Origin of the sequence: Pedobacter vanadiisoli, from assembly GCF_042684385.1 — a bacterium.
Taxonomy (GTDB): Bacteria; Bacteroidota; Bacteroidia; order Sphingobacteriales; family Sphingobacteriaceae; genus Pedobacter; species Pedobacter vanadiisoli.
The window spans coordinates 45,022-68,900 of the sequence record NZ_JBHULL010000044.1 but is presented as its reverse complement, the minus strand read 5'-3'; the positions used below and the strand labels follow the sequence as shown (position 1 = coordinate 68,900).

The 23,879-nt window shown below is 40.3% G+C and carries 13 protein-coding genes; 7 read left to right on the top strand and 6 right to left on the bottom strand.

The window, feature by feature from the left end:
- Nucleotides 1–16: 16 nt before the first annotated feature.
- The 3 genes from ACFSR6_RS21595 to ACFSR6_RS21585 form a co-directional block, all read right to left on the bottom strand.
- Nucleotides 17–3,043, bottom strand: a complete 3,027-nt coding sequence (locus tag ACFSR6_RS21595; RefSeq protein WP_379082873.1) for a SusC/RagA family TonB-linked outer membrane protein — start codon at nucleotides 3,041–3,043, stop codon at nucleotides 17–19.
- A gap of 89 nt (nucleotides 3,044–3,132) precedes the next feature.
- Nucleotides 3,133–4,851 carry a RagB/SusD family nutrient uptake outer membrane protein gene (locus tag ACFSR6_RS21590; protein WP_379082871.1) on the bottom strand — a complete coding sequence of 573 codons (1,719 nt, stop codon included), beginning with the start codon at nucleotides 4,849–4,851 and terminating at the stop codon, nucleotides 3,133–3,135.
- Between the two features lie 4 nt (nucleotides 4,852–4,855).
- Nucleotides 4,856–8,023, bottom strand: a complete 3,168-nt coding sequence (locus tag ACFSR6_RS21585; protein WP_379082868.1) for a SusC/RagA family TonB-linked outer membrane protein — start codon at nucleotides 8,021–8,023, stop codon at nucleotides 4,856–4,858.
- Nucleotides 8,024–8,477: 454 nt separating this feature from the next.
- On the opposite strand from ACFSR6_RS21585, the gene ACFSR6_RS21580 reads away from it, so the two are divergent.
- Complete coding sequence (locus tag ACFSR6_RS21580) at nucleotides 8,478–9,497, top strand: LacI family DNA-binding transcriptional regulator (protein WP_379082866.1); 1,020 nt, start codon at nucleotides 8,478–8,480, stop codon at nucleotides 9,495–9,497.
- A gap of 167 nt (nucleotides 9,498–9,664) precedes the next feature.
- Here ACFSR6_RS21580 and ACFSR6_RS21575 read toward each other — a convergent pair whose 3' ends face one another.
- Nucleotides 9,665–10,897, bottom strand: a complete 1,233-nt coding sequence (locus ACFSR6_RS21575; protein ID WP_379082864.1) for an MFS transporter — start codon at nucleotides 10,895–10,897, stop codon at nucleotides 9,665–9,667.
- Between the two features lie 173 nt (nucleotides 10,898–11,070).
- On the opposite strand from ACFSR6_RS21575, the gene ACFSR6_RS21570 reads away from it, so the two are divergent.
- The 3 genes from ACFSR6_RS21570 to aqpZ all read left to right on the top strand — a co-directional run bounded on the left by ACFSR6_RS21570 (nucleotide 11,071) and on the right by aqpZ (nucleotide 13,443).
- Complete coding sequence (locus ACFSR6_RS21570; protein WP_379082862.1) at nucleotides 11,071–11,514, top strand: MarR family winged helix-turn-helix transcriptional regulator; 444 nt, start codon at nucleotides 11,071–11,073, stop codon at nucleotides 11,512–11,514.
- A 45-nt stretch (nucleotides 11,515–11,559) separates the two neighbouring features.
- Nucleotides 11,560–12,396, top strand: coding sequence for an MBL fold metallo-hydrolase (locus ACFSR6_RS21565; RefSeq protein ID WP_379082860.1), 837 nt, complete (start codon nucleotides 11,560–11,562; stop codon nucleotides 12,394–12,396).
- A 339-nt stretch (nucleotides 12,397–12,735) separates the two neighbouring features.
- Complete coding sequence (aqpZ, locus tag ACFSR6_RS21560; RefSeq protein WP_379082858.1) at nucleotides 12,736–13,443, top strand: aquaporin Z; 708 nt, start codon at nucleotides 12,736–12,738, stop codon at nucleotides 13,441–13,443.
- 65 nt (nucleotides 13,444–13,508) lie between these two features.
- On the opposite strand, the gene ACFSR6_RS21555 is transcribed toward aqpZ, so the two are convergent.
- Nucleotides 13,509–14,021 (bottom strand): glutathione peroxidase, encoded by a 513-nt coding sequence (locus ACFSR6_RS21555; RefSeq protein WP_379082856.1) that lies wholly within the window; start codon nucleotides 14,019–14,021, stop codon nucleotides 13,509–13,511.
- Nucleotides 14,022–14,327: 306 nt separating this feature from the next.
- Here ACFSR6_RS21555 and topA point away from each other — a divergent pair, with 306 nt between their 5' ends.
- Nucleotides 14,328–16,892 carry a type I DNA topoisomerase gene (gene topA, locus ACFSR6_RS21550; protein ID WP_379082853.1) on the top strand — a complete coding sequence of 855 codons (2,565 nt, stop codon included), beginning with the start codon at nucleotides 14,328–14,330 and terminating at the stop codon, nucleotides 16,890–16,892.
- Between the two features lie 187 nt (nucleotides 16,893–17,079).
- Nucleotides 17,080–17,484 carry a hypothetical protein gene (locus tag ACFSR6_RS21545; RefSeq protein WP_379082851.1) on the top strand — a complete coding sequence of 135 codons (405 nt, stop codon included), beginning with the start codon at nucleotides 17,080–17,082 and terminating at the stop codon, nucleotides 17,482–17,484.
- Nucleotides 17,485–17,644: 160 nt separating this feature from the next.
- Here ACFSR6_RS21545 and ACFSR6_RS21540 read toward each other — a convergent pair whose 3' ends face one another.
- Nucleotides 17,645–18,067 carry a nuclear transport factor 2 family protein gene (locus ACFSR6_RS21540; protein WP_379082848.1) on the bottom strand — a complete coding sequence of 141 codons (423 nt, stop codon included), beginning with the start codon at nucleotides 18,065–18,067 and terminating at the stop codon, nucleotides 17,645–17,647.
- Between the two features lie 210 nt (nucleotides 18,068–18,277).
- Between ACFSR6_RS21540 and ACFSR6_RS21535 the strand changes: the two genes are divergently transcribed.
- Nucleotides 18,278–23,869, top strand: a complete 5,592-nt coding sequence (locus tag ACFSR6_RS21535) for an alpha-2-macroglobulin family protein (protein ID WP_379082845.1) — start codon at nucleotides 18,278–18,280, stop codon at nucleotides 23,867–23,869.
- Nucleotides 23,870–23,879: the final 10 nt, after the last annotated feature.

The following is a 23,879-nucleotide window of genomic DNA, read 5'->3' as shown; positions in this document are numbered from 1 at the left end:
TAAGATTACAGTTTAGTTAAAATTTCAAGTTCAATCCAAATGAATAGATTTTCATATAAGGGTAGTAAGCTCCCGATGATGCTGTTCCGTAAGCATAACCAGATTCAGGTAATTCCGGATCGATGGGTAAGTTACCGAGTTTATCAAACGTCAACAAGTTTAATCCGCTTACATAAAACCTTAACTGAGATAGTTTTAACCGCTTCACAAACGATGCAGGAAGGGAATAACCTAACTCAATATTTTTCAGCCTCAGGTAATCGCCGGAGCGCACCCAGAAATCAGAATTCTGCGTATTGTTACCGCGATCGGCCACCAATAACCTTGGATAGCTTGCATCAGGGTTGGTTGGGGTCCACCTGTCTACACTAAACTGGTTAATATAACCTGTTGTAGAGTTACCTGATATAACCAAATCGTGAATGCTGATGCTTCGGCCACCCATACCCTGAAAAAGGAAGTTCAGGTCAAAACCTTTCATGGCCACACTTGCACCAAAACCGTAGAAAGATTTTGGAACGAAGTTAAAATCGGTGTTTACAAAGTCGAGGTTGTCGATTACACCGTCATTGTTCTGGTCCTTATATTTAATATCGCCAGGCCCAACTGTTCTTGAAAAACGTTGTATGGGTGAGGCATCTACTTCTGCCTGCGACTGGAAAATTCCGATAGCTTCTAACATGCTGCTTACATAACCTGTACCCTGAATCACACTGGAAACTTCGTGGCCAACCCTCGATTGATAAGCCGGAATACCGGCGCCTTCGTTTATCGAGATGATTTTACTTTTGGTATAGGTATAGTTTGCAAACAGATTCAGATCTACAGCACCGATTTTTTTGTAAAAATTAAGGTTGGTTTCAAAACCTTTGTAAGATGCCTCCCCTTCATTTACCTGCAGGAGTGTTTGGCCAAGCACATTTGGAAGTAATGAATTGGTTAACAAATTTTTACGATCTTCAGAGAAATAATCAGCACTGACTGAAAGCGTTTGTTTAAACAATTTTGCATCAAAACCTATGCTGCCTTTATAAGCCTTTTCCCAGGTTAAATTAGGGTTGGCCAAAGGCCTTTGCTCGGTACCGCCTACCCCGGTGTAACTGGTGCCGAAATTGTACCCGGCACCACTTCTGTTAAAATAATCGTTAAAAGCGAAACGGCGTAAATTATCGGTAGCATCGTTACCAACCAAGCCATATGAACCCCTTATTTTTAACAGATCAAGAAATCCTGAGGCACCCTTCATAAAACTTTCGTCAGACAATATCCACCCTGCCGAAGCCGCCGGAAAGAAACCGTAACGTTTTCCTGGGGCAAAACTTTCAGAACCAGAAACCGTTCCGATCAGGTCCAGGTAATAACGTTGGTTATAGTTATACGACAGGCGGTTAGACCAGCCTTCTCTCCGCTGATCTAAAGCAGTAAAGGTTGAATAATTAGCTCTGGAGCCACGTGTAGTAAACTTGATGCCATGTTTACCAAAAGTACGATCGTAATCGAAACCTAACCATAACTCGTTCCTGCGCAGATTACCCATAAAAGAGTTAGCAGCATAACTCACAATAGACGCCGTGCCGTAGGTAGCAGGACCACCCGGAGCAAATGGATCAACAGTAGCGTAAGTCTGGTTAAAGCCATAACGGTATGTTCCGGCTACATCATAAGAATAAAATACATTGAAAGATAAGCCTTTGGTAATGCTTTCCAGTTTCTGGGTTGCAGTTATCGTAGCCAATAAATTCCTGGTTAAATCGGTACTTACCCCTCTCGATTCCAACATTGCCAAAGGGTTATTGGCCGGAAAGATCGAATTTCCGCCATAACTTCCATCGGCATTCAGCACCGGAAAAGCATTTGCCGGAGTACCGTACACCGTGTTTAAGAAGGTGCCTGTTCCAATATTCGGAAAGCGTAGATTGGTAATACGCCCGCCAATATCAAGAGATACATCCAATGATTTGCTTACATGCAGATCGATATTGGTGCGCAGGTTATAACGGTTAAAATTGGTATTGCCATCATAAGTAGGGTTATTACCACCTTTATAGATACCAGACTGATTGTAAGCACTTACCAGTGTATAATATTTAATAAAAGCGTTACCGCCCGTAACTGTGGCTACATAACGTTGTGTAGGCGCCACCTGCCTGATATAATCTTTAACAAAATTATTGTTTGGGTACCGGTAAGGATCAGAACCGGTTTGATAAGCCTGTAAGGCCGTAGCATTATAGGCTGGTGCGGCACCTCCGTTTACGAGCGCTTCGTTATAAAGTGTTGCATAAGAATAGGCATCAAGCGGACTGGCAATATTCAGCGGCTGTTGTATACCGGCCTGTGCATCAAAAGTAACTTTGGTTGAAGTGGCACTACCCCGGCGGGTTTTTACATAAATAACGCCGTTTGCACCATACATGCCATACCAGGCGATGGTTCCGGCATCTTTTAATACGCTTATACTTTCAATTTCGCCCAAGTCCATCGATTTAAAATCGCGCTCCACACCATCAACCAATACCAATGGCTCCTGGTTATTGTTGTAGGATGAACGTCCACGGATCAGAAAACTCGATACATCATAACCAGGCTGCTGTGAACCATTTGGAATAATGGCCAAGCCTGATAAGCGGCCCGAAAATACATTGTTCAAGGAAGATGAAGGAATCTGGGGAAGATCATCAGCTTTTAAGGTACTGATGGTTGCGGTAATCTCTCTTCTTTTCCTTACACCAAACGGAATGTACACATTGTCGTCATCTCCGGCATCTACGAGTGTTTTGCTTAAGATAACCGGTGCCTGGTTTACTTCCAATGCAGGTCTAAGTACCAAACCATAACCGATCATTTTAAAAACAAGCACATCACTTGATGTAGTTTGAAGGGTAAAAGACCCATCCATACCGGTTGTTACCGACCGCTTGCTTTTATCTTCCTGTATGGTAATTACCACTCCCGGAAGTGGTGCTTTATTCTGGTCTAAAACCTTGCTGGTAACAGTCAGCGCCTCATCGGGTGTTTGACCACTAACTTTTAGTACTGCCATCAACAAAAAAAGAAAGCAAACTATATATTTTGATTTTGATAATTTCATAACTGAATAAAATCTGTTTTGCGTGATATTAAACATATGGTTTATTCCCATCCCGGATTTTGAATTAACACCCCATTACTCTTATAAATCTCAGATCTTGGAATAGGGTAACGATCTTGTTTAGCAGTATATGTTTTTTGAAAATTTGGCCCCAGCACCACCGGTGTGTAAGTAAATGAACCATTGCTGTTTTTAACTACGTTCATTCCATACATTGGGGTAGCAATAACTTCAGGACCGATTTTCCAGCGCATAATGTCGTACCAGCGGTGATCTTCGAAAGCCAGTTCTACCGCACGTTCGTGGCGGATGGCTGCCCTCATCTCGTCCTGGGTCATATTGGCTTTTAAACCATACAGATTGTCGGCACCAGCAGCAATTCCTGCGCGGGCACGGATATCCGTCAATTGTTTGTAAACTGAGGCATCCGGACCATTTGCTTCATTCTGGGCTTCGGCATAGTTTAACATGATCTCGGCATAACGAAAGAAAATATAATTAATTAAAGCTGTACCCGAAGTACCACCCAAACGCACATAGGTTTCAGGCCAGTATTTTTTGCAGTAATACCGGGTAGCGGTATAGATAATGTTGGTTGGGTTCCAATCTTTACCATAAGTAACTACACCCGTTGATGAAGTGGAAGACCACATTTCGATCTTTTTACCTTGCCAGGCCTGATCATTATACAGAATATTGGCGTAAAAACGGGGATCTCTGTTGAGGTATGGTTGCTGAGGATTATAGCCGGAAGTTGCATCTGTAATCGCTTTGCCATTTGCCATTTCGTACATATTCACATGATTCTGGGTGGGATTCATCTGGCCCTGTGCCCCACCAGAGCCCGGAGACATGGCATAATCTGCCAAAATTCCGTCAATTGCCCTTGGGCCCCTGATTTTGATCATAATGTATTCAGAAGAGGAAGCCATATTTAATATGTCAGCATAAGTGGGCTGCAAAGCATAAGTCTGACCGGCACTGATACCATCCATTAACTTACTGGCCGCATCTGCTGCCAGTTGCCATTTGGCTTTGTCGTTATTGGGATTATTAAGCGGACTTGCTGCATATAAAAGCACCCGCGATTTAAGGGCTAATGCGCCGCCTTTAGTTGCTCTTCCATAATTTGAAGCGCCATTATCGGCATCGTTGTTGAGTAAGGTAACGGCTTTATCTAAATCGGCAATAATAAAATCGACACAGGCCTGATAAGAGGCTCTTGGAAAATTAATATCATCGTTTACGCCATATTCCTTATCCATTATCGGTACACCTCCAAATCTTTTGATGAGTTCGAAATAAGAAAAAGCACGTAAAAACCGCATTTCACCTTCAATTCGCTGTTTTGGAAAAACTGCGGCAGCGGGTACGCCGGCCATTCTGGCTAATACTTTATTATTAATAGCGATACCGGCATAACACCTGGTCCAGACATCGCGCATATCGTTTAAAGATGCCGAATTGGAATGATCGTGGTATAATCCCCTGTTTAATGTGGTAACACTGGATTCGGAGTTGCCTGATACCGCCTCATCAGAAGCCTGGGCAGTCGATCCGCGGTGATCATTAAACCTCGCATAATCATTAATCATATAATTGTATGCCGCATCAGCATAACTTGCTGCCCTAAGCGGATCGGCAAATACCCCATTATCATCTAAAGCAATTTCAGGGGTCCTGTTTAAGAAATCTTTTTTACAGGAAATTATAAGGAGTGTGAGTAAAAAAACTAAAGAGTATATTTTATAATTTTTCATCTGATTAAAAATTAACGTTAACACCAAGATTGAAAACTTTAGATGATGGATAAAGTGATTGCAGCGGGAAAGTTTGGTTTACGGTGTTTAAGTTTTCAGGATCTACGTACATTTTAAACTTCGTCCATGTATATAAATTTTGTCCGTTGGCAAACACCCTGATGCTTCCGATTTTCAAAGCACTTGTCCAGGCTTGCGGTAAAGTCCAGGCCAGCTCTACGTTCCTTAATTTAATGTAGGCTGCATTTTGAAGGATGAAATCGTTAAGCGAGTAATTTAACCCGGTATATCCCCTTGCGTGTAGCGCAGGCCATGTTGCAGTAGCAGCATTTTCAGGTGTCCAGGCATTGAGCATGAACGGATACATCTGCTGCCCGTTATTTTGTTCGGTTAAAATAACGTTCGAACTTACATGGGCCACTCCCTGGAACATTACCGATAGCGTGATACCTTTATAGGCCAGCCTAGGCGTAAGGCTAAAAATATATTCAGGATTTGGCGAATAGCCGATCGAGGTCCGATCATCGGGCGTGATCACCCCATCCCCGTTTAAATCTTTAAATTTCAGGTCGCCCGGAATCGGTGTAACCCCCTGCGGTTTAACAGAAGCTGCAACATCAGCCGCTGAAGTGTAAAAACCATCATTCAGATAACCAATAAACTGGCCTACTGGTTTCCCTTCCGTTTTTTGGGCATCAGGTGTTCCGGCTGGTTCTGATGCGTTTTTAACTATATTCTTAGCATAACTCAACTGCCCGTTCAATCCGAAAGAAAACTGATCGATTTTACCCTGGTAATCCAGCTCCACTTCATAACCTTTATTGTAAACCACACCAACATTTAATGATGGATAGATATGGCCAAATGATAAAAACTGATCTTTTGGAGAGGTTAAAATATCCTTACGGGTTTCATCAAATACATCTACATTTAATTTTAAGGCATCTTTTAAGAAACGGGCCTCCATACCCAGATTCCGTTTTGTTCCGGTTTCCCAGGTAATTTTCGGGTTACCCAAACCATTATCGGGGATATAGATGGTTGGATAAGTGGTTGGCGAATTGGGTGAACCAAATTGAAGTGCCGGAAAAACACTTGTTGGAATGGAGGTATAACTGGTTAGGAATAAAAACCTGCCAATTCCCTGATCGTTACCTACCAAACCATAACTTCCCCTGAATTTTAAATAAGTGATGGCATTGTTCTTTTTCCAGAAGGGCTCGTTAGAAACGGTCCATCCGGCAGAAAATGACGGGAAAAACCCATACTGCTGACTTGGAAAACCTAAGAAACCGTCAAAGGCAAAGTTTTCGGATCCATTATAAGCGGCATTAAATTCTGCAAAATACCGTTGTGCATAGTTATAGGTAACCCTGCCAACCAAGCCCTGTGCGGCTCTTGGCGGCGCAGTATAAATATCGCCACCATTGGTACGCACCAGTTGGCGGGTACCCAAAATTAAACCGGATACATTGCTTTTACCGAAATCGCGGTCGTAATAAAAACCTGTTTGCAGGTTATAATTCGTACTTCCCTGCGTTACACTGATAATGGAACTTAAAGGTTCATCACGGTTCCTGGTATCAGTAGAAAGCGTAACCGCGCCCGATTTACGGTCGTAAACATAAGCTGCCCAGTTGGCATTTCTACGCTGCTGGTTTACAAAATAAGAATCGTAACCAAAATTGGTTTTAAAAGATAAACCTTTGGTAATAAACCCTAATTTATATTCGAGGTTAAAAGTACTTTCAATAGTATTACTATCATCATTACGTGTTCCGTAACGGGTTAAAATGGCATAAGGATTCCAGATGTTGGTACCCACGTTTGGGTTTGCCGTAATCCTGCCATCAGGTAAGGTAACCGGATAGGCATAAGCCGGAACCTGCAGGATACGCGAGATCATCCCTTCAATTGTGTCGTAAGAGAATGCTGACGACGACAACAGGCCAGACGGCTGATAGCGGTTAGAGAAACGCCCGCCCAGCTTAATCCCGACTGTAAAATCTTTATTCAACTGTAAATCAACATTAGAACGAAAATTGTAACGGCTAAAATTAGGCACCGTATTGATGCCATAAGGTGAGTCGAATTTTTTAAAAATTCCATCCTGAAAGGAATAGCCAGCAGAAACAAAATATTTGGCAATTTTTGTTCCGCCACTAATATTGATATTGTGAGCAGTTTGAGGATAAAATTTGCGTGTCAAATAATCAAACCACTGCACATCCGGATAACCGATCGGATCAGAACCGTCTTTAAACTTTTGTAATTCGTCGTCGGCGAAAGGTGCTGCCTGGCCATCGTTCTTATAAGCCTGGTTGAGCAAACGTGCATTGTCATAAGCATTTAAGCCAACGGCCAAACCTGTATAAGTCTGTAAAGCCACGTTACCGGTATAGGTAATGCGTGGTTTACCAATTTTTCCCTGCTTCGTGGTAATTACAATTACACCATTTGCTCCCCTGATACCGTAAATTGAGGTAGAAGCAGCATCTTTCAACACGGTTACTGTTTCAATTTCATTTGGATCTACATCGGCAAAACTTGGTCTTTCAATTCCGTCTACCACAACAATAGCCGAAGAATTATTGTAAGTTGCTACGCCGCGTACTTTAAGTGTAGAAGCATCGGCCCCTGGTTGCCCGCTGGTTTGAACGGCCTGCAAACCTGGTAACCTGCCAATTAAACTATTGGTTGGGTTTGGCGTTGGCGATTTCATAATATCTTCCGAATTGATCTGTGCAACCGCGCCTGTTAATGTTGATTTTTTCTGTGTGCCATAACCCACCACCATTACTTCGTCTAACCCCTGCGCATCGTCTTCTATGGTAACATTGATTACGGTTTTACCGGCAACTGCTATTTCTTTTGTAGCATACCCTACATAAACAAAAACCAGTACAGAATTTCCATTAGTACCTTTAATAGTGTATTTTCCATTATCATCGGTCACTGTACCAATCTGTGTTCCTTTTATCCGCACACTTACTCCCGGTAAAGTAATGCCTTTGTTATCTTTTACCGTACCGGTTACCGAAGTTTGTGCGAAGGCTGTAAAAGAGTAACTGATCAGGAAAAGAAAAGTGAAGGTATAAAGCGTTTTTAACCATTGGATTTTTTCAAAGCCAACAGATGGTAAAGTGCTTTTTAAATTGTAAAGTTTATCCATAATTACAATAAATATTATCTATATTGTTAAAATTCAGTGCGCAGCCGGTCCTTATTAAATAGATTTGCATGAGACAAATCCAGCTAATTCAGTATAAAAATTGCCCGCCATGTGCTAAATCAAGCGGTCAGGAAAATGCCTGAACGTTGCGTTTAAGCGTCTTGAGAATGGTATGATTCTGTCTTTAAAACGTAATACTTTTGAGACAAAATGAGGTTAGTGCCCGCAACTAGGCCTGATACTTCTGTAAATACCCTTTTAAAGCCGAAGGAAGTGAGTAATGATTTCATCATATTTTATTTGGTTAGTTTATATTGGTATAACGAATTTAGAAAAGCTTCAAACATTAAAACGTTTTAAATAAATCAAAACGATGCAAAATACACTTCAACTCCATTTCAAACGTTTGAAATAATTACGTTTTTTTCTTAACTATGCATGGAGATTGGAAAAGATGATGAACAACACCCCTGTTACACTAAAATTCTTGGCTGAAAAGTTAAAGATGTCCGTTTCAACAGTATCAAAAGCCCTTAATAATTATCCAACTATAAACGAATACACGAAACAACGTGTTCAGGAACTGGCCCGCGAGCTGCACTTCTTGCCCAATAAATCGGCCATTAATTTAAAGGAAAAGAAATCGCACCTGATCGGCATTATTTTACCCAACCTGTTAGATCACTTTTTTACGCGCAGTATTTATGGCGTAGAGCAATTTGCCACACAGAACGGATACAATGTCATCATTAGCCAATCGCACGACGACCTAGAAAGAGAAATTCAATCGGCAAATAGGTTACTGCGTAACCGCGTTGATGGTTTAATTGTGGCTATTTCAAAAAACACCCAAGATTTTGCACATTTAAACCAGTTCGAAAACATGGGCATTCCGGTGGTATATTATACCCGGAACCCGAGTTTTAATTTAAACTGCCATAAAGTTTTGGGCAATACTTTTCAGGGCTGTTATCAGGCGACAAAATTTTTAATAGACAGGGGACATCAAAAGATCGCTTATTTAGGTGGGCCAAAAATGATTAATTTTACCCACGATCGCTTTAATGGTTACATCAATGCATTAAAAGATAACCAATTGCCTTTTTCATCGCAACTGGTTGCTTATACCGATTTTGATCCCGAAAATACCATCTCGGCAATCAAGAAATTATTTACCGATACGGAAAATGTACCTACGGCACTTGTGGCTTTTAAAGAGCCAATCCTGTTTGATGCCATAAAATACCTGAAATCGATAAACTACCCAAATGTTAACGAAATTGAGTGCATAGGATTTGGAAATAACTCATTTATCAGTTATCTCAGTAGCCCTCCTATTGCCTCTATTGAAGAAAATCCGGAATCGGTAGGCACAAATGCAATAAAATTATTGCTTCAGTTAATCAATCGGGAAATTGACATCAGGAACTACCAGAAGATAATGGTAGATTGTAAGCTGATTGTGCACGGGTAATGGCTGGCATTTAGCAGCTGGCATTTTTACACTAAAATCTGTGTTTATCATCTGCAATCTGCAGGAAACAAATTGCACTAAACCTTAATATTCCTTAACGCCTTAATGGTAACCAATGATCATTATCCTGCATTAAGAAGTAAAGGCAATTAACAATCATTTATCACCTAATTTCCAAACAGGGAAAACTTATTTTTCAATTGATTTCTGTGTTTTTCATGGTATACAAAGGCGGCCACAATCAATAAGCCTGCCACCCCTTCAAAAGCCACTACCACCTGCGTTCCGAAAAGATGTGCCAGATAGCCCATCAACAAACTTCCTATTGGTAATACCCCCTGATAAGCCATAATGTAATAACTTAAGGTTCTTCCCCTCATTACATCATCGGCATGCGTTTGTAAATAGGTATTGATAGAAGATGTTTGGGCCATTAAACCCAGGGCAGCAAGCCCTGTACAGAATAAAGCCACAATAAGTGATGGTGATATGGCCAATGCCACAACTGAAAGGGCCAATAAAATACCAGCAGACATTACAATCTTTTGCAGGTTACGGTCTGCTTTTAAAGTTGCCATATAAATTGCGCCCAGGAAAGCACCAAAGCCTGCTGCACTTTCGAACCAGCCAAAGGTTGTGGCATTTCCATTAAATATATCTTTCGCAAAAACGGGTAATAAAGTGGTAAAAGGGATAACCAATAAACTCGAAGCAGCCATCATTAAAACCATAGAAGCTAAATCTGGCGATGATTTAAGGTAATCGTACCCTTTTTTCAGGTCAGTCCAGATATTTTCTGTGGCTTTTTCATGCGCAGTGAGCTTAAGTTTCATCATTAACAAGCAGCCCAATACGGCAATAAAGCTTATAAAATTAATCAGGAAACAGATATCCTCGCCCCAGGCACTCAAAATTACACCGGCCAAGGCAGGCCCTATTAACCTTGCGGCATTAAACATCGAAGAGTTAAGTGCAATGGCATTAGGCAGATCTTCTTTATCATCAATTAAATTTACCATTAACGATTGGCGGGCGGTTACATCAAAAGCATTGACCAGTCCCTGTACTAACGAAAGTGCTGCAATCCAGAACATATCGTACACTTTAAACCAAATCATCAAAGCCAGTGCACCAGCCTGCAACATGAGTATTACCTGGGTGATCAACAAAATTTTATACTTGTTATGCCTGTCTACGTAGCTCCCGGCATACGGCGCCAGCACCAAAGAAGGGATTAAACTTAAAAAAGTGATTAAACCCAACAAAAAAGCAGATCCTGTTAAACGATAAACCAACCAGCTGATGGCTACACGCTGCATCCATGTGCCGATTAGCGAAATAGCCTGACCTGTAAAAAATAACCTGTAATTATAATGCCTTAGTGACCTAAAAATACTCATGTGTTTAAAATTAGTAAAGTAACTTTACAAAATTAGAAAAATTAGCTTAAATGAAAAAACTCAAAACACTTGCTTTTATCACTTTAAAATCATAAAAAACACAATTCATAAAAAATCAGCAAATAACAAATAAAAATAAAAGCTTATATTTGTAAAGTTTATTTACCATTAATATGCCTACTCAAACACAAGAGATTGCAGCCAAATTAAGAAGCACCGTTACGCGTTTAACCCGCCAGTTGCGCCGGCAGAACGTAAGTTCAGAGTTCAGCAATGCCGAACTGCTAACCATGTCGTTACTCGAAACGCACGGAAAACTGTTGTCTACCGAACTGGCCGATCTGGAAAGGGTATCTAAACAGGCCATTTCGCAGATTATAAACGGCTTGTATGAGGCAAAATGTGTAGAACGTTTCCCGAGCGAAGATGATAAAAGGAAAGTATTTATCGGCTTAACCAAATTAGGCGAGAAACACATTATTGCCAGCCGTAAAATCAAGGAAGAATGGCTGGCACAAACACTCGAAAAAATATTTTCTTCAGAAGAACTTAACCTCATCCAGGCTTTTCTTCCCCTCCTATCACGGCTGGTGGAACATAACGGAGTAAAGGCATAGCATTCTTTTTCTTTAATGAAATAAGCCTTATCTTGCAGGCAGAAAATGGCACTATATTTTACATCAATAAATTCGGGAAGTAACGGTAATTGTTACTATGTGGGCAACGATAACGAAGCGGTTTTAGTTGATGTGGGCCTCACCTGCAGGGAAGTTGAAAAACGCATGACCCGTTTGGGGCTTTCGGTTGGCAAAATTAAAGCAATTTTTATCTCGCACGAACACAGCGACCATATTAAGGGCCTGGCTGTGTTTGCAAAGAAATATAAATTACCCGTATATATCAGTACGCCGACGTTAAAAAACAGCAGATTGCTTTTAGACGAAAACAATATTTTCACGCTGAACCATCTGCAATGCATCAATATCGGCAATTTAAAAATTTCGGCATTTTCAAAATTTCATGATGCGGCAGATCCCTATAGTTTTACCGTAGAGTGCAATGACATCAGGGTTGGCATTTTTACCGATATAGGTACGGTATGCGATCGTTTGATTACCCATTTCAAAAACTGCCACGCAGCCTTTCTGGAAGCCAATTACGATACCAATATGTTACAGAACGGCCATTACCCGTATTTTTTAAAGAAGAGGATTATGGGAGGGCAAGGGCACCTGAGCAATGCACAGGCACTGGAACTTTTCGTAAACCACAAGCCTGCCTATATGAGCCATTTATTACTGAGTCATTTATCAAAAGATAATAATGACCCCGAATTGGTTGAAAAGCTTTTTAAGAACGTTGCCGGCAACACTTTGGTAAAAGTAGCTTCCAGATACGAAGAAACAGCGCTTTATTACGTAGGCGAAAGCCAAAACAATACAGCAGCATACTCATTTGACCCTTATCTTTATCAGTCAGCGCAATTAAATCTATTTTAACATCCTAAAGTCAAAAACAAGCTGCATTTTTGTTACAAAACTGCTTATTTTATGCGTTTTGGCTCATTTAGCTTAAAACACGGGCATTAAGCCTCATAAAATCCAAATAAATCAATTATTACTAAAACATTTTATTTAAAAAGGAGTTATATATATACTTCATAAATAGTTTGTTTGGTTTATTGGGGCTTATGGATTTAAGCCCCTTTCTTATGCCTTAAATTTTGCAATTCATTGAGGTTAAATCCCGCCAATATTTACCCATATTATATTTAAATTTTAGTTATATTAGATTGACAATCATCCAGATATAATTTTAAACCTTTAAATAATAATTATATGGAGACAAGTAAACTTTCTAAATTCAGTGCCGAATTTTTAGGCACGCTCGTTTTGGTTTTAATGGGCTGTGGCAGCGCGGTTATAGCTGGTGCAAATGGCACAACCGGAGTTGGCTTACTGGGTATATCTTTTGCCTTTGGCTTATCAGTTACAGCGATGGCGTATGCCATAGGGCATATTTCAGGCTGTCACATTAATCCGGCCATTTCAATCGGAATGGTAATAGCAGGCCGCATGAAAATTAGTGAAGCCGCCTATTATATTATAGCGCAGGTACTTGGCGGCATTGCAGGTGCATTTATTTTATTACAAATTGCCTCAGGAAAACCAGAATATTCTTTGGCGGCAAATGGATTAGGGCAAAATGGTTTTGGAGCATTATCTCCGCAGCATTACGGCTTGCATGCTGGTTTTATTGCCGAAATTGTGCTCACCTTTATTTTCTTATTGGTCATTTTTGGCTCAACATCAACTAAAAACATTAACGGAGGCTTTGCCGGACTGGCAATTGGCTTAAGTTTAACACTCATTCATATTGTAGGTATCCCGGTAACCGGAGTATCGGTAAATCCTGCCAGGAGTATCGGACCTGCCTTATTAGTTGGCGGAGAGGCGCTAAGCCAGGTTTGGCTCTTTATTGTAGCGCCTATTATTGGCGCAGCACTAAGTGCTTTAGTCTGGAAAACAGTTTTGGAGAAAAACTAGGGTTAGATGCAACAATTTAGGGTTTAAGGGTTAGTATTTAAACGCTAACCCCTAAACACTAAGCTTTATAAGTTTTTAGTAATCGCCTCGTCTGTAGGCTTAGTTTTAGAACGGAAACGGTGAACAAGCTCTCCTTTTTCATTGATTAGGAATTTCTCAAAGTTCCATTTAATATCGCCCTGTTCTTCAGTATTGGTCTGTGAAGTTAAATATTTAAACAATGGACTGATATCGTCGCCCTTTACACTGCTTTTCTCTGCAAGTAAAAACGAAACGTTATACTTCCCTGTACAAAATTCCTTGATCTCGGCATTGGTAGAAAACTCCTGTCCGCCAAAGTTGCCTGACGGAAAACCAATCAGCACTACTTTTTTACCGTATTCTTTTTGAAGTTTTTCCAAATCTTCATATTGAGGGGTAAACCCACATTTAGAAGCTGTGTTAACAATTAAGATCTTTTTGCCTTTAAATTTAGATAACTTGATTTCTTTACCATCAATGGTTTTAAAGCTGAAATCGTAAACATTTTTTGGTGGCGACACCAATAAGTTTAATAAGATTAAGATTGTACTGATCATAGCTGTTTTTATTTTATATACGAATATAGTTACAAATAAGTTGTCCAGATGTAATGTAGCTGTAAATAATATGATGGATGACCTGAAAGGTAAGGTGAAAACTAATCAATCAGGATTCGGGAAACCGGTTGCTTGAGCTATAGTTCTGTAAGATTTTGAAAACCGTAAAGGGCCTTAGGATGAAGATTAAACTCACCTGATAAACCCACATAGTTTACCAACATTTGATAAAAAAATCGTATAAAAATCCACACAGGTTTGGATTTATACTTTAATTATAGCTTTATTTGCACAAAAACGTATTTCATGGCAAAAAATTTATTAATCGTCGAGTCACCTGCAAAAGCTAAAACAATAGAAGGCTACCTAGGTAAAGATTTTCTTGTAAAATCGAGCTATGGTCACATTCGTGATTTAGTTAAAGGCGATATGGCCATTGATATCAAAAATAATTTTGCTCAAACCTACGAAGTACCTACAGATAAGAAAAATGTAGTAGCCGAATTAAAAAAACTGGCTAAAGAAGCCGAAATGGTATGGCTAGCATCCGATGAGGACCGCGAGGGGGAAGCCATTTCCTGGCACTTATTTGAAACTTTAGGTCTCAAAGTGGAGAAAACAAAACGTATTGTTTTTCATGAAATTACCAAGCCAGCAATTTTAAAAGCGATTGACAGTCCACGCGGGATAGATTATAACCTGGTAAATGCCCAACAGGCCCGACGTGTATTAGATCGCTTAGTAGGCTTCGAACTCTCCCCTGTTCTATGGAAAAAAGTAAAACCATCATTATCAGCAGGCCGTGTACAATCAGTTGCTGTACGTTTAATTGTTGACAGAGAAAGAGAAGTTTTAAACTTTAATGCCGCCGCAGCCTACAAAATCACAGCCCAGTTTTCAACCGGTAAAGGAAAAGAAACTGTAAAAGCAGAATTGCCGCAGCGTTTTGAAAATGAAGCTGAAGCTGAAAAATTTCTTCAGGACTGTGTAAATGCCAGGTTCAACATTACCAGCCTGGAAACAAAGCCTTCAAAACGTAATCCGGCGGCTCCGTTTACCACCTCTACCTTACAACAGGAAGCTTCAAGGAAATTAGGTTTTTCGGTTGCAAGAACCATGCAGGTGGCACAAAGACTGTACGAAGCAGGTAAGATTACCTACATGAGAACAGACTCTGTAAACTTATCAGAAACGGCTATAAATGCTGCAGCAGCCGAAATAAAATCGGCTTATGGCGATAAATACCATCAGCCAAGGGTTTATAAGACCAAATCGGCAGGCGCACAGGAAGCGCACGAAGCGATCCGCCCGACCTATTTCGACAGGCATACCGTAGATGGCGATATTTCGGAAAAACGTTTGTACGATCTGATCTGGAAACGTTCTATTGCATCGCAGATGAGCGAAGCACAATTCGAAAAAACAACAGCTCAGATTACTGCTTCAACACGCAAGGAATACCTGGTGGCCGAAGGTGAAGTATTAAAGTTCGATGGTTTCTTAAAAGTTTACCTCGAATCAACCGATGATGAAGAAAATGAAGAAAAAGAAGGTGGTGCAATTTTACCTCCTTTAAGCAAGGGCCAGGAACTATTTTTAAAAGAAATGCAGGCAACGGAGCGTTATTCGCGCCCGCCGGCAAGATATACAGAGGCCAGTTTGGTTAAAAAGCTGGAAGAACTGGGCATTGGCCGCCCATCTACTTACGCACCTACCATCTCAACAGTACAAAACCGTGGTTACGTGGTTAAAGAAGACAGAGAAGGTAAACAACGTAAGTATACTGCTATCGTTTTAGCTGATGGACAGGTAAAAAAAGAAATAAAATCTGAAATTACCGGCGCCGAAAAATCAAAACTCTTCCCAACCGACATTGGTGAAGTAGTAAACGATTTCCTGGTAGAACATTTTAAAGGTATTGTAGATTTTAACTTTACCGCCAAAGTAGAAAAAGAATTCGACGAAATTGCGCAGGGTTTGCAGGAGTGGACCAAAATGCTGCATTCGTTTTATAATCCTTTCCACAGTGAGGTGGAAACAACTTTAGAAACTGCTGAACGTGCTACAGGCGAACGTTTATTAGGTATTGATCCTTCAACGGGCAAAAATGTTTATACCAAAGTGGGCAAATTTGGTCCTTTAGTGCAGATCGGAGAGCTTGACGAAGAAGAAAAACCGCGTTACGCCAGCTTAATGCGTAACCAATCAGTAGCGACCATTACCTTAGATGATGCCTTAGAACTGTTCAAACTTCCTTTCCAATTGCCTGATTTTGAAGGTAAGGAAGTAGTGATTGGGGTTGGCCGTTTCGGACCCTATGTGAAATGGGGCGAAAGTTTTATCTCACTTCCTAAAAATGAAGAACCTCTATCGGTTACTTACGACAGAGCTGTTGAAATTATCCGCCAAAAAATGGATGATGATGCCCCTATCGCTTATTACGAAGGTTTAGGTGTTACAAAAGGTAAAGGACGCTTCGGTCCGTTTATTAAATGGAATGATCTTTTTATCAATATCCCGGCAAAAGGTTACGATTTTGATAACCTTACCCAGGAAAACATAGAAACTTTAATTAGCAAAAAAGTTGAAAAAGAAGCCAACAGGTACATTAAAACCTGGGAGACGGAAAAAATTTCGATCGAAAATGGCCGTTGGGGACCGTTTATCCGTTTTGGAAAATTAATGCTCAAATTAAGGAACAACGAGGCGACCAAACAAAAATACACGCCGGAAGAATTGGCCGACATTGATTTGGAAACAGTTAAGAAAATGATTGTAGAGCAGGTACCTAATGCTTTCGAAACGAAGAAAAAAGCACCGGCAAAGAAGAAGGCAACACCAGCAAAGAAAGCAGTAGCAAAGAAAAAATAGGATCAGAATTAAAGGATTTTAGGATTACCAAGATAAAATTGCGAGCATAGACAATTAATAGTATTGTCATCCTGAGCCGGTTGAAGGACATTTAAGTAAGTATTTCGGCAAGCTGAACATGACTGACAAAAATTCAAAATTTAATACCTGTAATTAACCGATTAAACAATTTAAACAGTTACCCCCTTTGAAAGCAGATTTACCAGAAAATAGAGTTGAAGATATTGCAATGGCTGTTGTATTAATGGGCGAAACTCCTGAAGTAAGAAGCTGGACGGTTTATCTCATTAATTTAAAAAATGAACCAATAACAAATGTTTTGATCAGCTCTAAAGGTTATGGTGAAAAAGACGGAAAGCAGGTAAAAACTTCTGTATTGAGACACTTTGTTGGCGACATGGAAGCAAATTCATTTGCTGGTGTGGAAGCCATTGACCCTGAAGTTTTTGGCTTAACTAACGAATACTGGTTAAGCTATTACATTGGCAGCACCATCTATGATAAAAAATTTATTTTTCTACCCGAAAGTATTATCGATTCAAATTTGATCAAAATACCATTGGTGAATAAGCCCGGGGTGATGATAAAATAGTTGGGCGTTTAGAGCGGTGAGCTCTGAGCTTCCACTCAATAGCTTTAAAGTGCGGGTACTATTTCGACCTGTAGCCTCCGGGTTAATAAATTAAGAAACGGTAAACGAATTGGATACAAGCACATTTTTCTGCTCCCAAAACTGAAAACTTCAAACTAACCTAAGGCACCTTAACCGCCTGTCGGCCAAGCAGCTTCCATCCTGCTTTTTCTTTACTCCAGATTAAAAGAATATACAGCTTTACATTACCGGGAATATTTTTATCGTTTGTTTTAGCATTCAGGGTATGCCTGACCAAGGCTGTTTTATTCTGCATGATAACAGATTGATCGGTTAAATTGATATCTACGAAATCAGATTCTCCCGAAAGTAATGAGTGCATAAATTCCTGTTTAGTCTGTATTTTCCCACTCGAGTGGCCGTAGCTTAAATTATTAAGCAGCACTTTATCCAATGCCACACTATCTGGTGTAATCATTAATTTGGTCAATTGCGTAACCGCATTTTCTACTTCGGCCTTCTGCGCAAAACAAAAATGTGTAGAAATTAACAAACACGAAAAAATTAAGAGTTTCTTGCTCATATCTGGTTTTATTGAGGTTGATGCTGTAAACTTATCCAAAACCATGCAAATGAACAAACCATTCGCTTTAATTTTCAACATAATTTCTTTTAACGTCGATTTTAATTAATTTTCAGATAGAATAGCGGGGGGTTCGGTTTAATCATTACAATTACGGCATAGCAATTGCAGCAACCGCAACATTACCATTTATCTTAACGAATTTCATTCATGGAAAAACCATCTACCTATCAATCATCTCCTAAAAAGAAATTGATTTTTATCGGCTTGCTTGCTGTTTCGATAGCAGCAATTGTATTTATCTATTTCAACAGAAGAAAGAAAAACCACGAGGATAATCAGGCCTACGCAAAATATATCGAAGCTTATACTTCCGGTACCATTTCGAAAAAGAGTTTTATCCGTGTTCACCTGGCCAATGCCGCAACGGGTATGCAGGACCTGGGCAAGGCCGATTCCCGCAAACTTTTCGACTTCTCTCCTTCTATTTCGGGAAAAGCCTATTGGATAGATCCTCAAACGGTTGAATTTAGGCCTGATGAAAACCTGAAACCAGGTAAAAATTACGAAGCTACATTTAAATTATCGGAAGTTTCGGCCACAGAAAAAGGCCTCGAAGATTTCGATTTTGAATTTAAAGTAATTACCCCAGGTATCATGCTGTCGCAAAATGGTTTGGTTTCCCAGAACAACACTTCTCTTGATTATATGAAATTATCGGGCGAAATAGCTACTGCCGATGTTGAAGAAACCAGCAAAATTGAGAAAACGGTTTCGTTTGATTTTGATCAGAAATTAAAGATCAAATGGCAGCATGATCCGGCCAAAAACACCTCAAAATTCACTATAGACAGCATAAAAAAAACCGGAAACGACCAAACTTTAAAAATAGCCTGGGATGGCGATGCCATTGATGCCGAGCAAAAAGGAACAGTAGATGTTCGTGTTCCGGCCATAAACAAATTTGAAATTCTGGACATGAAGGCTATTCAGGGCGAAGAAGATTATGCATTGGTACAATTTTCGGAGCCTATCGGTGTTGGACAGGATTTAACGGGCATGATTACGCTTGGCAACCTGAGCGATTTAAGGTATACCATAGATGCCAGTCAGGTTAAAGTTTATGCTGCCGAAGAACTTAAAGGTAACTATGCTTTGAGTGTAAATGCAGGGGTCGAAAACATCAATGCAAAAACACTTACCAATGGAAAAGTGGCTAACCTCGTTTTTGAAGACAAACTCCCTGCAGTTACCATTGCAGGCAGCGGCAGTATTTTACCCAATTCGGGAAAGCTGGTTTTGCCTTTCGAAGCCATTAATTTAAAGGCTGTTGATGTAACGGTGATTAAAATTTATGAAAACAACATTCCACAGTTTTTCCAAACCAATAGTTATAAAGATGGAAACGAACTCCGCAGGGTGGCAAAACCAATTTTGCAGAAAACAGTACGTTTAGATGAAGATAAAGCATTAAACCTCCATAAAAAGAACCGTTTTACACTTGATCTGGATAAAATGATCCGTACTGAACCCGGCGCCATGTACCGTGTTACTATCGGTTTCAGACAGGAATATAATGCTTACAACTGTAAAACCGGGGAAGAAAAAGCAGATGGAAGTGATGAAGAAAATGAATATGGTGATTACGAAGGTTATGGCGAGAAGATTGATGAAGACGATGATTTTTGGCAACGTTACAACAACTATTATCCGGCAAACTACAGATGGAATGATAAGGACAATCCATGTACACCTTCTTTTTATACCAACCAACGCTGGGCCAGCAGAAACTTAATTGCCTCAAACATTGGTTTGGTAGCCAAACGGGGCAATGATAACAGCATGCTCGTTGTAGCAACAGATTTATTGACGGCAAAACCATTAAGCGGTGTAAACCTCGAACTGATGGATTACCAAAAACAAATCATTTTCACTACTAAAACAGATGGCGACGGCCTTGCCAGCTTCGACCTGAAGCGCCAACCCTTTTTATTAATTGCTAAAAATGGGTCAGAACGTGGCTACCTTAAATTAGACGATGGAAGCTCGCTGCCTTTAAGCAGGTTCGATGTGGGTGGTGATGTAGTTCAAAGTGGCTTAAAAGGTTTTATTTATGGAGAACGTGGTGTTTGGCGACCAGGCGATAGTTTATTTGTTTCATTTGTTTTAGAGGATAAGCTTAAGAAACTTCCTGCCAATTACCCGGTAACCATGGAATTTTATAATCCTAAAGGCCAACTTTACAAAAGATTAATTAATAGCAAACCTTTAAATGGATTCTATACCTTTAAAACGTCTACTGAAAATACATCGCCCACTGGTAACTGGATGGCTAAAGTTAAAGCCGGTGGCGCCACCTTTACCAAAACTTTAAAAATAGAAACGGTAATGCCAAACCGTTTGAAAATTGATTTCAATATTGGTAACAGGGCATATTTAGGTACCGGAACAGCAGCCGCTACCCTATCGGCCAAATGGTTATTTGGTGCAGTTGCCCAAAACTTAAAAGCAAAGGTTGATGTAAATTTAAATACTACCGAAACCAAGTTTAAAGGCTTTGAAGGTTTTAGTTTTGATAATCCGACGGTAAACTTCCAATCGCAGGTTAAAACCATCTTCGAAGGCACTTTAAACCAAAATGGTACTGCTCAGATTAATACCAACCTGAACGAGAACAATACTGCTCCGGGTATACTAAGGGCAAATTTCACCACCAAGGTTTTCGAACCGGGAGGTAATTTCAGTATCGATAATTTCAGCATTCCCTATCATGTATATAATAGCTATTTAGGAATCCGCGCCGAAAAGGGCGATCGTTTAAGCGACATGTTGGTTACCGGAAAAGAACACAAAATTGAAATTGTAAATGTGAATACCGATGGGAAATTATTAAGTGGCACCAAAACCGTTACGGTAGAGTTATATAAAACACAATGGCGCTGGTGGTGGGAACAGGACAACCAGTATACGTACGCCAACTTTACCCAAAACCAATACAACAAACTGGTAGAGAGCCACCAGGTAAACCTCTTTAATGGAAAAGGAAGCTGGAATTTACGTGTAGACGAGCCCGAATGGGGCCGATATTTAATTTTGGTACGTGATGTAAATGGCGGACATGTTACCGGAAAATCGGTTTATATAGATTGGCCAGGCTGGGCGCAGCGTGAGCAAGCCAATAACCCTACAGAAGCATCTATGCTGTCTTTTACAGCTAATAAAGAGAAATTTACCGTGGGAGAAGACATTACGCTAACCATCCCAACAGGGAAAAACGGACGTGCCTTAATCTCCATTGAGAACGGAAGCCGGGTACTAAAAACATTTTGGCTGGATACCAAAGCCGGACAAACACAGTTTAAGTTTAAGGCTGAAAAAGAAATGGCCCCGAATGTTTTCGCCAACATTACTTTATTACAGCCTCATGCACAAACTGTTAACGATTTACCAATCAGGATGTACGGGGCAATTCCACTTTCGGTAGAAGATCCGCAGACCATCCTGAAGCCGACCATTAGGATGGCTGATAAAATTAAGCCCGAAACCGAAAATACAATCACGGTGGGCGAACAAAACGGCAAAGCCATGACTTATACCATTGCCCTGGTAGATGAAGGCCTGTTGGATTTAACCCGTTTTAAAACACCCGATCCACATGGTGCATTTTATGCCCGTGAAGGCCTGGGTGTTAAAACATGGGATTTATTCGATTATGTTCTGGGTGCCTGGGGAGGAAATTTAGAGCGCATTTTAAGTATAGGCGGTGATGGAACCATTAATAAAAACCTCAATCCGGCAAAAGCAAACCGCTTTACAGCGGTAGTTAAATTTATGGGACCATTTACCATAGGCAAGGGAGAAAGTAAAACGCATAAATTTAAATTGCCTCAATATATCGGCGCAGTGAGGGCAATGGTAGTTGCCGGACAAGAGGCAGCTTATGGTTTTGCAGAAAAATCGGTTCAGGTTAAAAAGCCGTTAATGGTATTGGCTACTCTTCCACGGGTAATTGGTCCGGGTGAAAGTTTCACCTTACCTGTTACGGTGTTTGCTACAGAGAATAACCTTAAAAATGTATCTGTTCAGCTTCAGGCCAGTAATTTAATTGTTCAGGGTACCAATAAACAGCAGCTTTACTATAAACAAACAGGCGAGCAAATGACCTATTTTGAAGTTAAAGCACCAAATACAGTGGGAATTGCTAAAGTAAAAGTAATTGCGCAGAGCGGAGCTGAAAAAACAGTTTACGATGTAGAAATGGATATCAGAAATCCAAACCCTTATGTAAGCAATGTGGTTTCAGCAACGGTGCAGCCGCATACTAAATGGGCAGTAAACTATTTACCGATCGGAATGACGGGTACGAACTCCGGATCACTGGAAGTTTCATCTATCCCGGCAATCAACCTTGGCAAAAGATTGGGCTACCTTATCCAATACCCGCATGGCTGTATCGAGCAAACCACTTCGGGCATATTCCCTCAATTATTTTTAGATCGGTTGAGTCCATTGAACGAACAACAAAAAGCCACAACAGAGAAAAATATCAAAGCTGGAATAACCAGGCTAAAAGGTTTTCAAACTACCGATGGTGGTTTATCTTACTGGCCGGGAGAAGGCACATCTGATGAATGGGGAAGTAATTATGCCGGTCATTTCCTGGTAGAGGCTCAAAATGCAGGTTATACTTTACCAGTTGGACTTTTGGATGAGCTATTACGCTTTCAAAAATCAAAAGCAACCAACTGGGTACCAAACAGCAATAATTTCTATGGTGGCGATTTATCTCAAGCTTACCGTTTGTATGTGCTTGCCTTAGCTAAAAAACCTGAAATGGCAGCCATGAACCGCTTGAAAGCTTTCGAGTACCTATCTGTAGCCGCAAAATGGCGCCTGGCAGCCGCTTATAAACTTGCCGGACAGAATGATGTGGCTCAAAATATGATCAGGGGTTTAGATACATCTATTAAGGCTTATAAACAATTAGGCGGAACTTATGGCTCTGATGTACGCGATGAGGCCATGATTTTGGAAACGCTAACCCTGCTCGGTCAGAAAGCAAAAGCTGCAGGTTTACTGCAACCTTTAGCAGCTAAACTAGGCGAAAATACCTGGTACAGTACACAAACAACGGCTTACAGTTTGTTGGCCATTGCAAAGTTTTGCGGTTCAAACCAATCGGCAAATAAATTGCAATACCAATATGTATTGGATGGAAAAACTGCACCGGTAAACTCAAATCAGTACATTAATAGTACACCGGTAACCTTTAGAGGCAATACTGCATCAGTTACTAATAATGGCAATAATGTATTGTTTGTACGTCTGGTTTTAGAAGGACAGCCAATTTCTGGTCAGAATAACTTCTTGCCTAACCGTCCTGATGTTTTGGATATGAGCGTGAGCTACAAACGTTTAAACGGAAAAATTTTGGATCCTACTACCTTAAAACAGGGAACAGATTTCTATGCTGAGGTAACGATAAAAAATCCGGGCCGAATGGGGTATTACGAACAAATGGCATTAACCCAGATTTTTCCTTCAGGTTGGGAAATTATCAATACCAGGGTAAATGACAACCAAAGTATTTTGGCCTCATCTCCATATACTTATCAGGACATCAGGGACGATCGTGTTTTCACTTATTTTAATGTGAGGGAAGGCGAAAGCCTGGTTTATAAGGTATTGCTTAATGCATCTTACCTGGGTAAATATTATTTATCGGCAGTTCAATGCGAAGCAATGTACAACAACGATATTTCTGCAACCGAGCCTGGTAAATGGGTACAGGTGGTAAAATAGAATTGACAAA

Excerpts from the sequence above, each read along its gene's own strand:
- ACFSR6_RS21595 (WP_379082873.1), bottom strand. The coding sequence starts at position 3,043 with ATGGCAGTACTAAAAGTTAGTGGTCAAACACCCGATGAGGCGCTGACT.
- ACFSR6_RS21590 (WP_379082871.1), bottom strand. The coding sequence starts at position 4,851 with ATGAAAAATTATAAAATATACTCTTTAGTTTTTTTACTCACACTCCTT.
- ACFSR6_RS21585 (WP_379082868.1), bottom strand. The coding sequence starts at position 8,023 with ATGGATAAACTTTACAATTTAAAAAGCACTTTACCATCTGTTGGCTTT.
- ACFSR6_RS21580 (WP_379082866.1), top strand. The coding sequence starts at position 8,478 with ATGATGAACAACACCCCTGTTACACTAAAATTCTTGGCTGAAAAGTTA.
- ACFSR6_RS21575 (WP_379082864.1), bottom strand. The coding sequence starts at position 10,897 with ATGAGTATTTTTAGGTCACTAAGGCATTATAATTACAGGTTATTTTTT.
- ACFSR6_RS21570 (WP_379082862.1), top strand. The coding sequence starts at position 11,071 with ATGCCTACTCAAACACAAGAGATTGCAGCCAAATTAAGAAGCACCGTT.
- ACFSR6_RS21565 (WP_379082860.1), top strand. The coding sequence starts at position 11,560 with ATGGCACTATATTTTACATCAATAAATTCGGGAAGTAACGGTAATTGT.
- aqpZ (WP_379082858.1), top strand. The coding sequence starts at position 12,736 with ATGGAGACAAGTAAACTTTCTAAATTCAGTGCCGAATTTTTAGGCACG.
- ACFSR6_RS21555 (WP_379082856.1), bottom strand. The coding sequence starts at position 14,021 with ATGATCAGTACAATCTTAATCTTATTAAACTTATTGGTGTCGCCACCA.
- topA (WP_379082853.1), top strand. The coding sequence starts at position 14,328 with ATGGCAAAAAATTTATTAATCGTCGAGTCACCTGCAAAAGCTAAAACA.
- ACFSR6_RS21540 (WP_379082848.1), bottom strand. The coding sequence starts at position 18,067 with ATGAGCAAGAAACTCTTAATTTTTTCGTGTTTGTTAATTTCTACACAT.
- ACFSR6_RS21535 (WP_379082845.1), top strand. The coding sequence starts at position 18,278 with ATGGAAAAACCATCTACCTATCAATCATCTCCTAAAAAGAAATTGATT.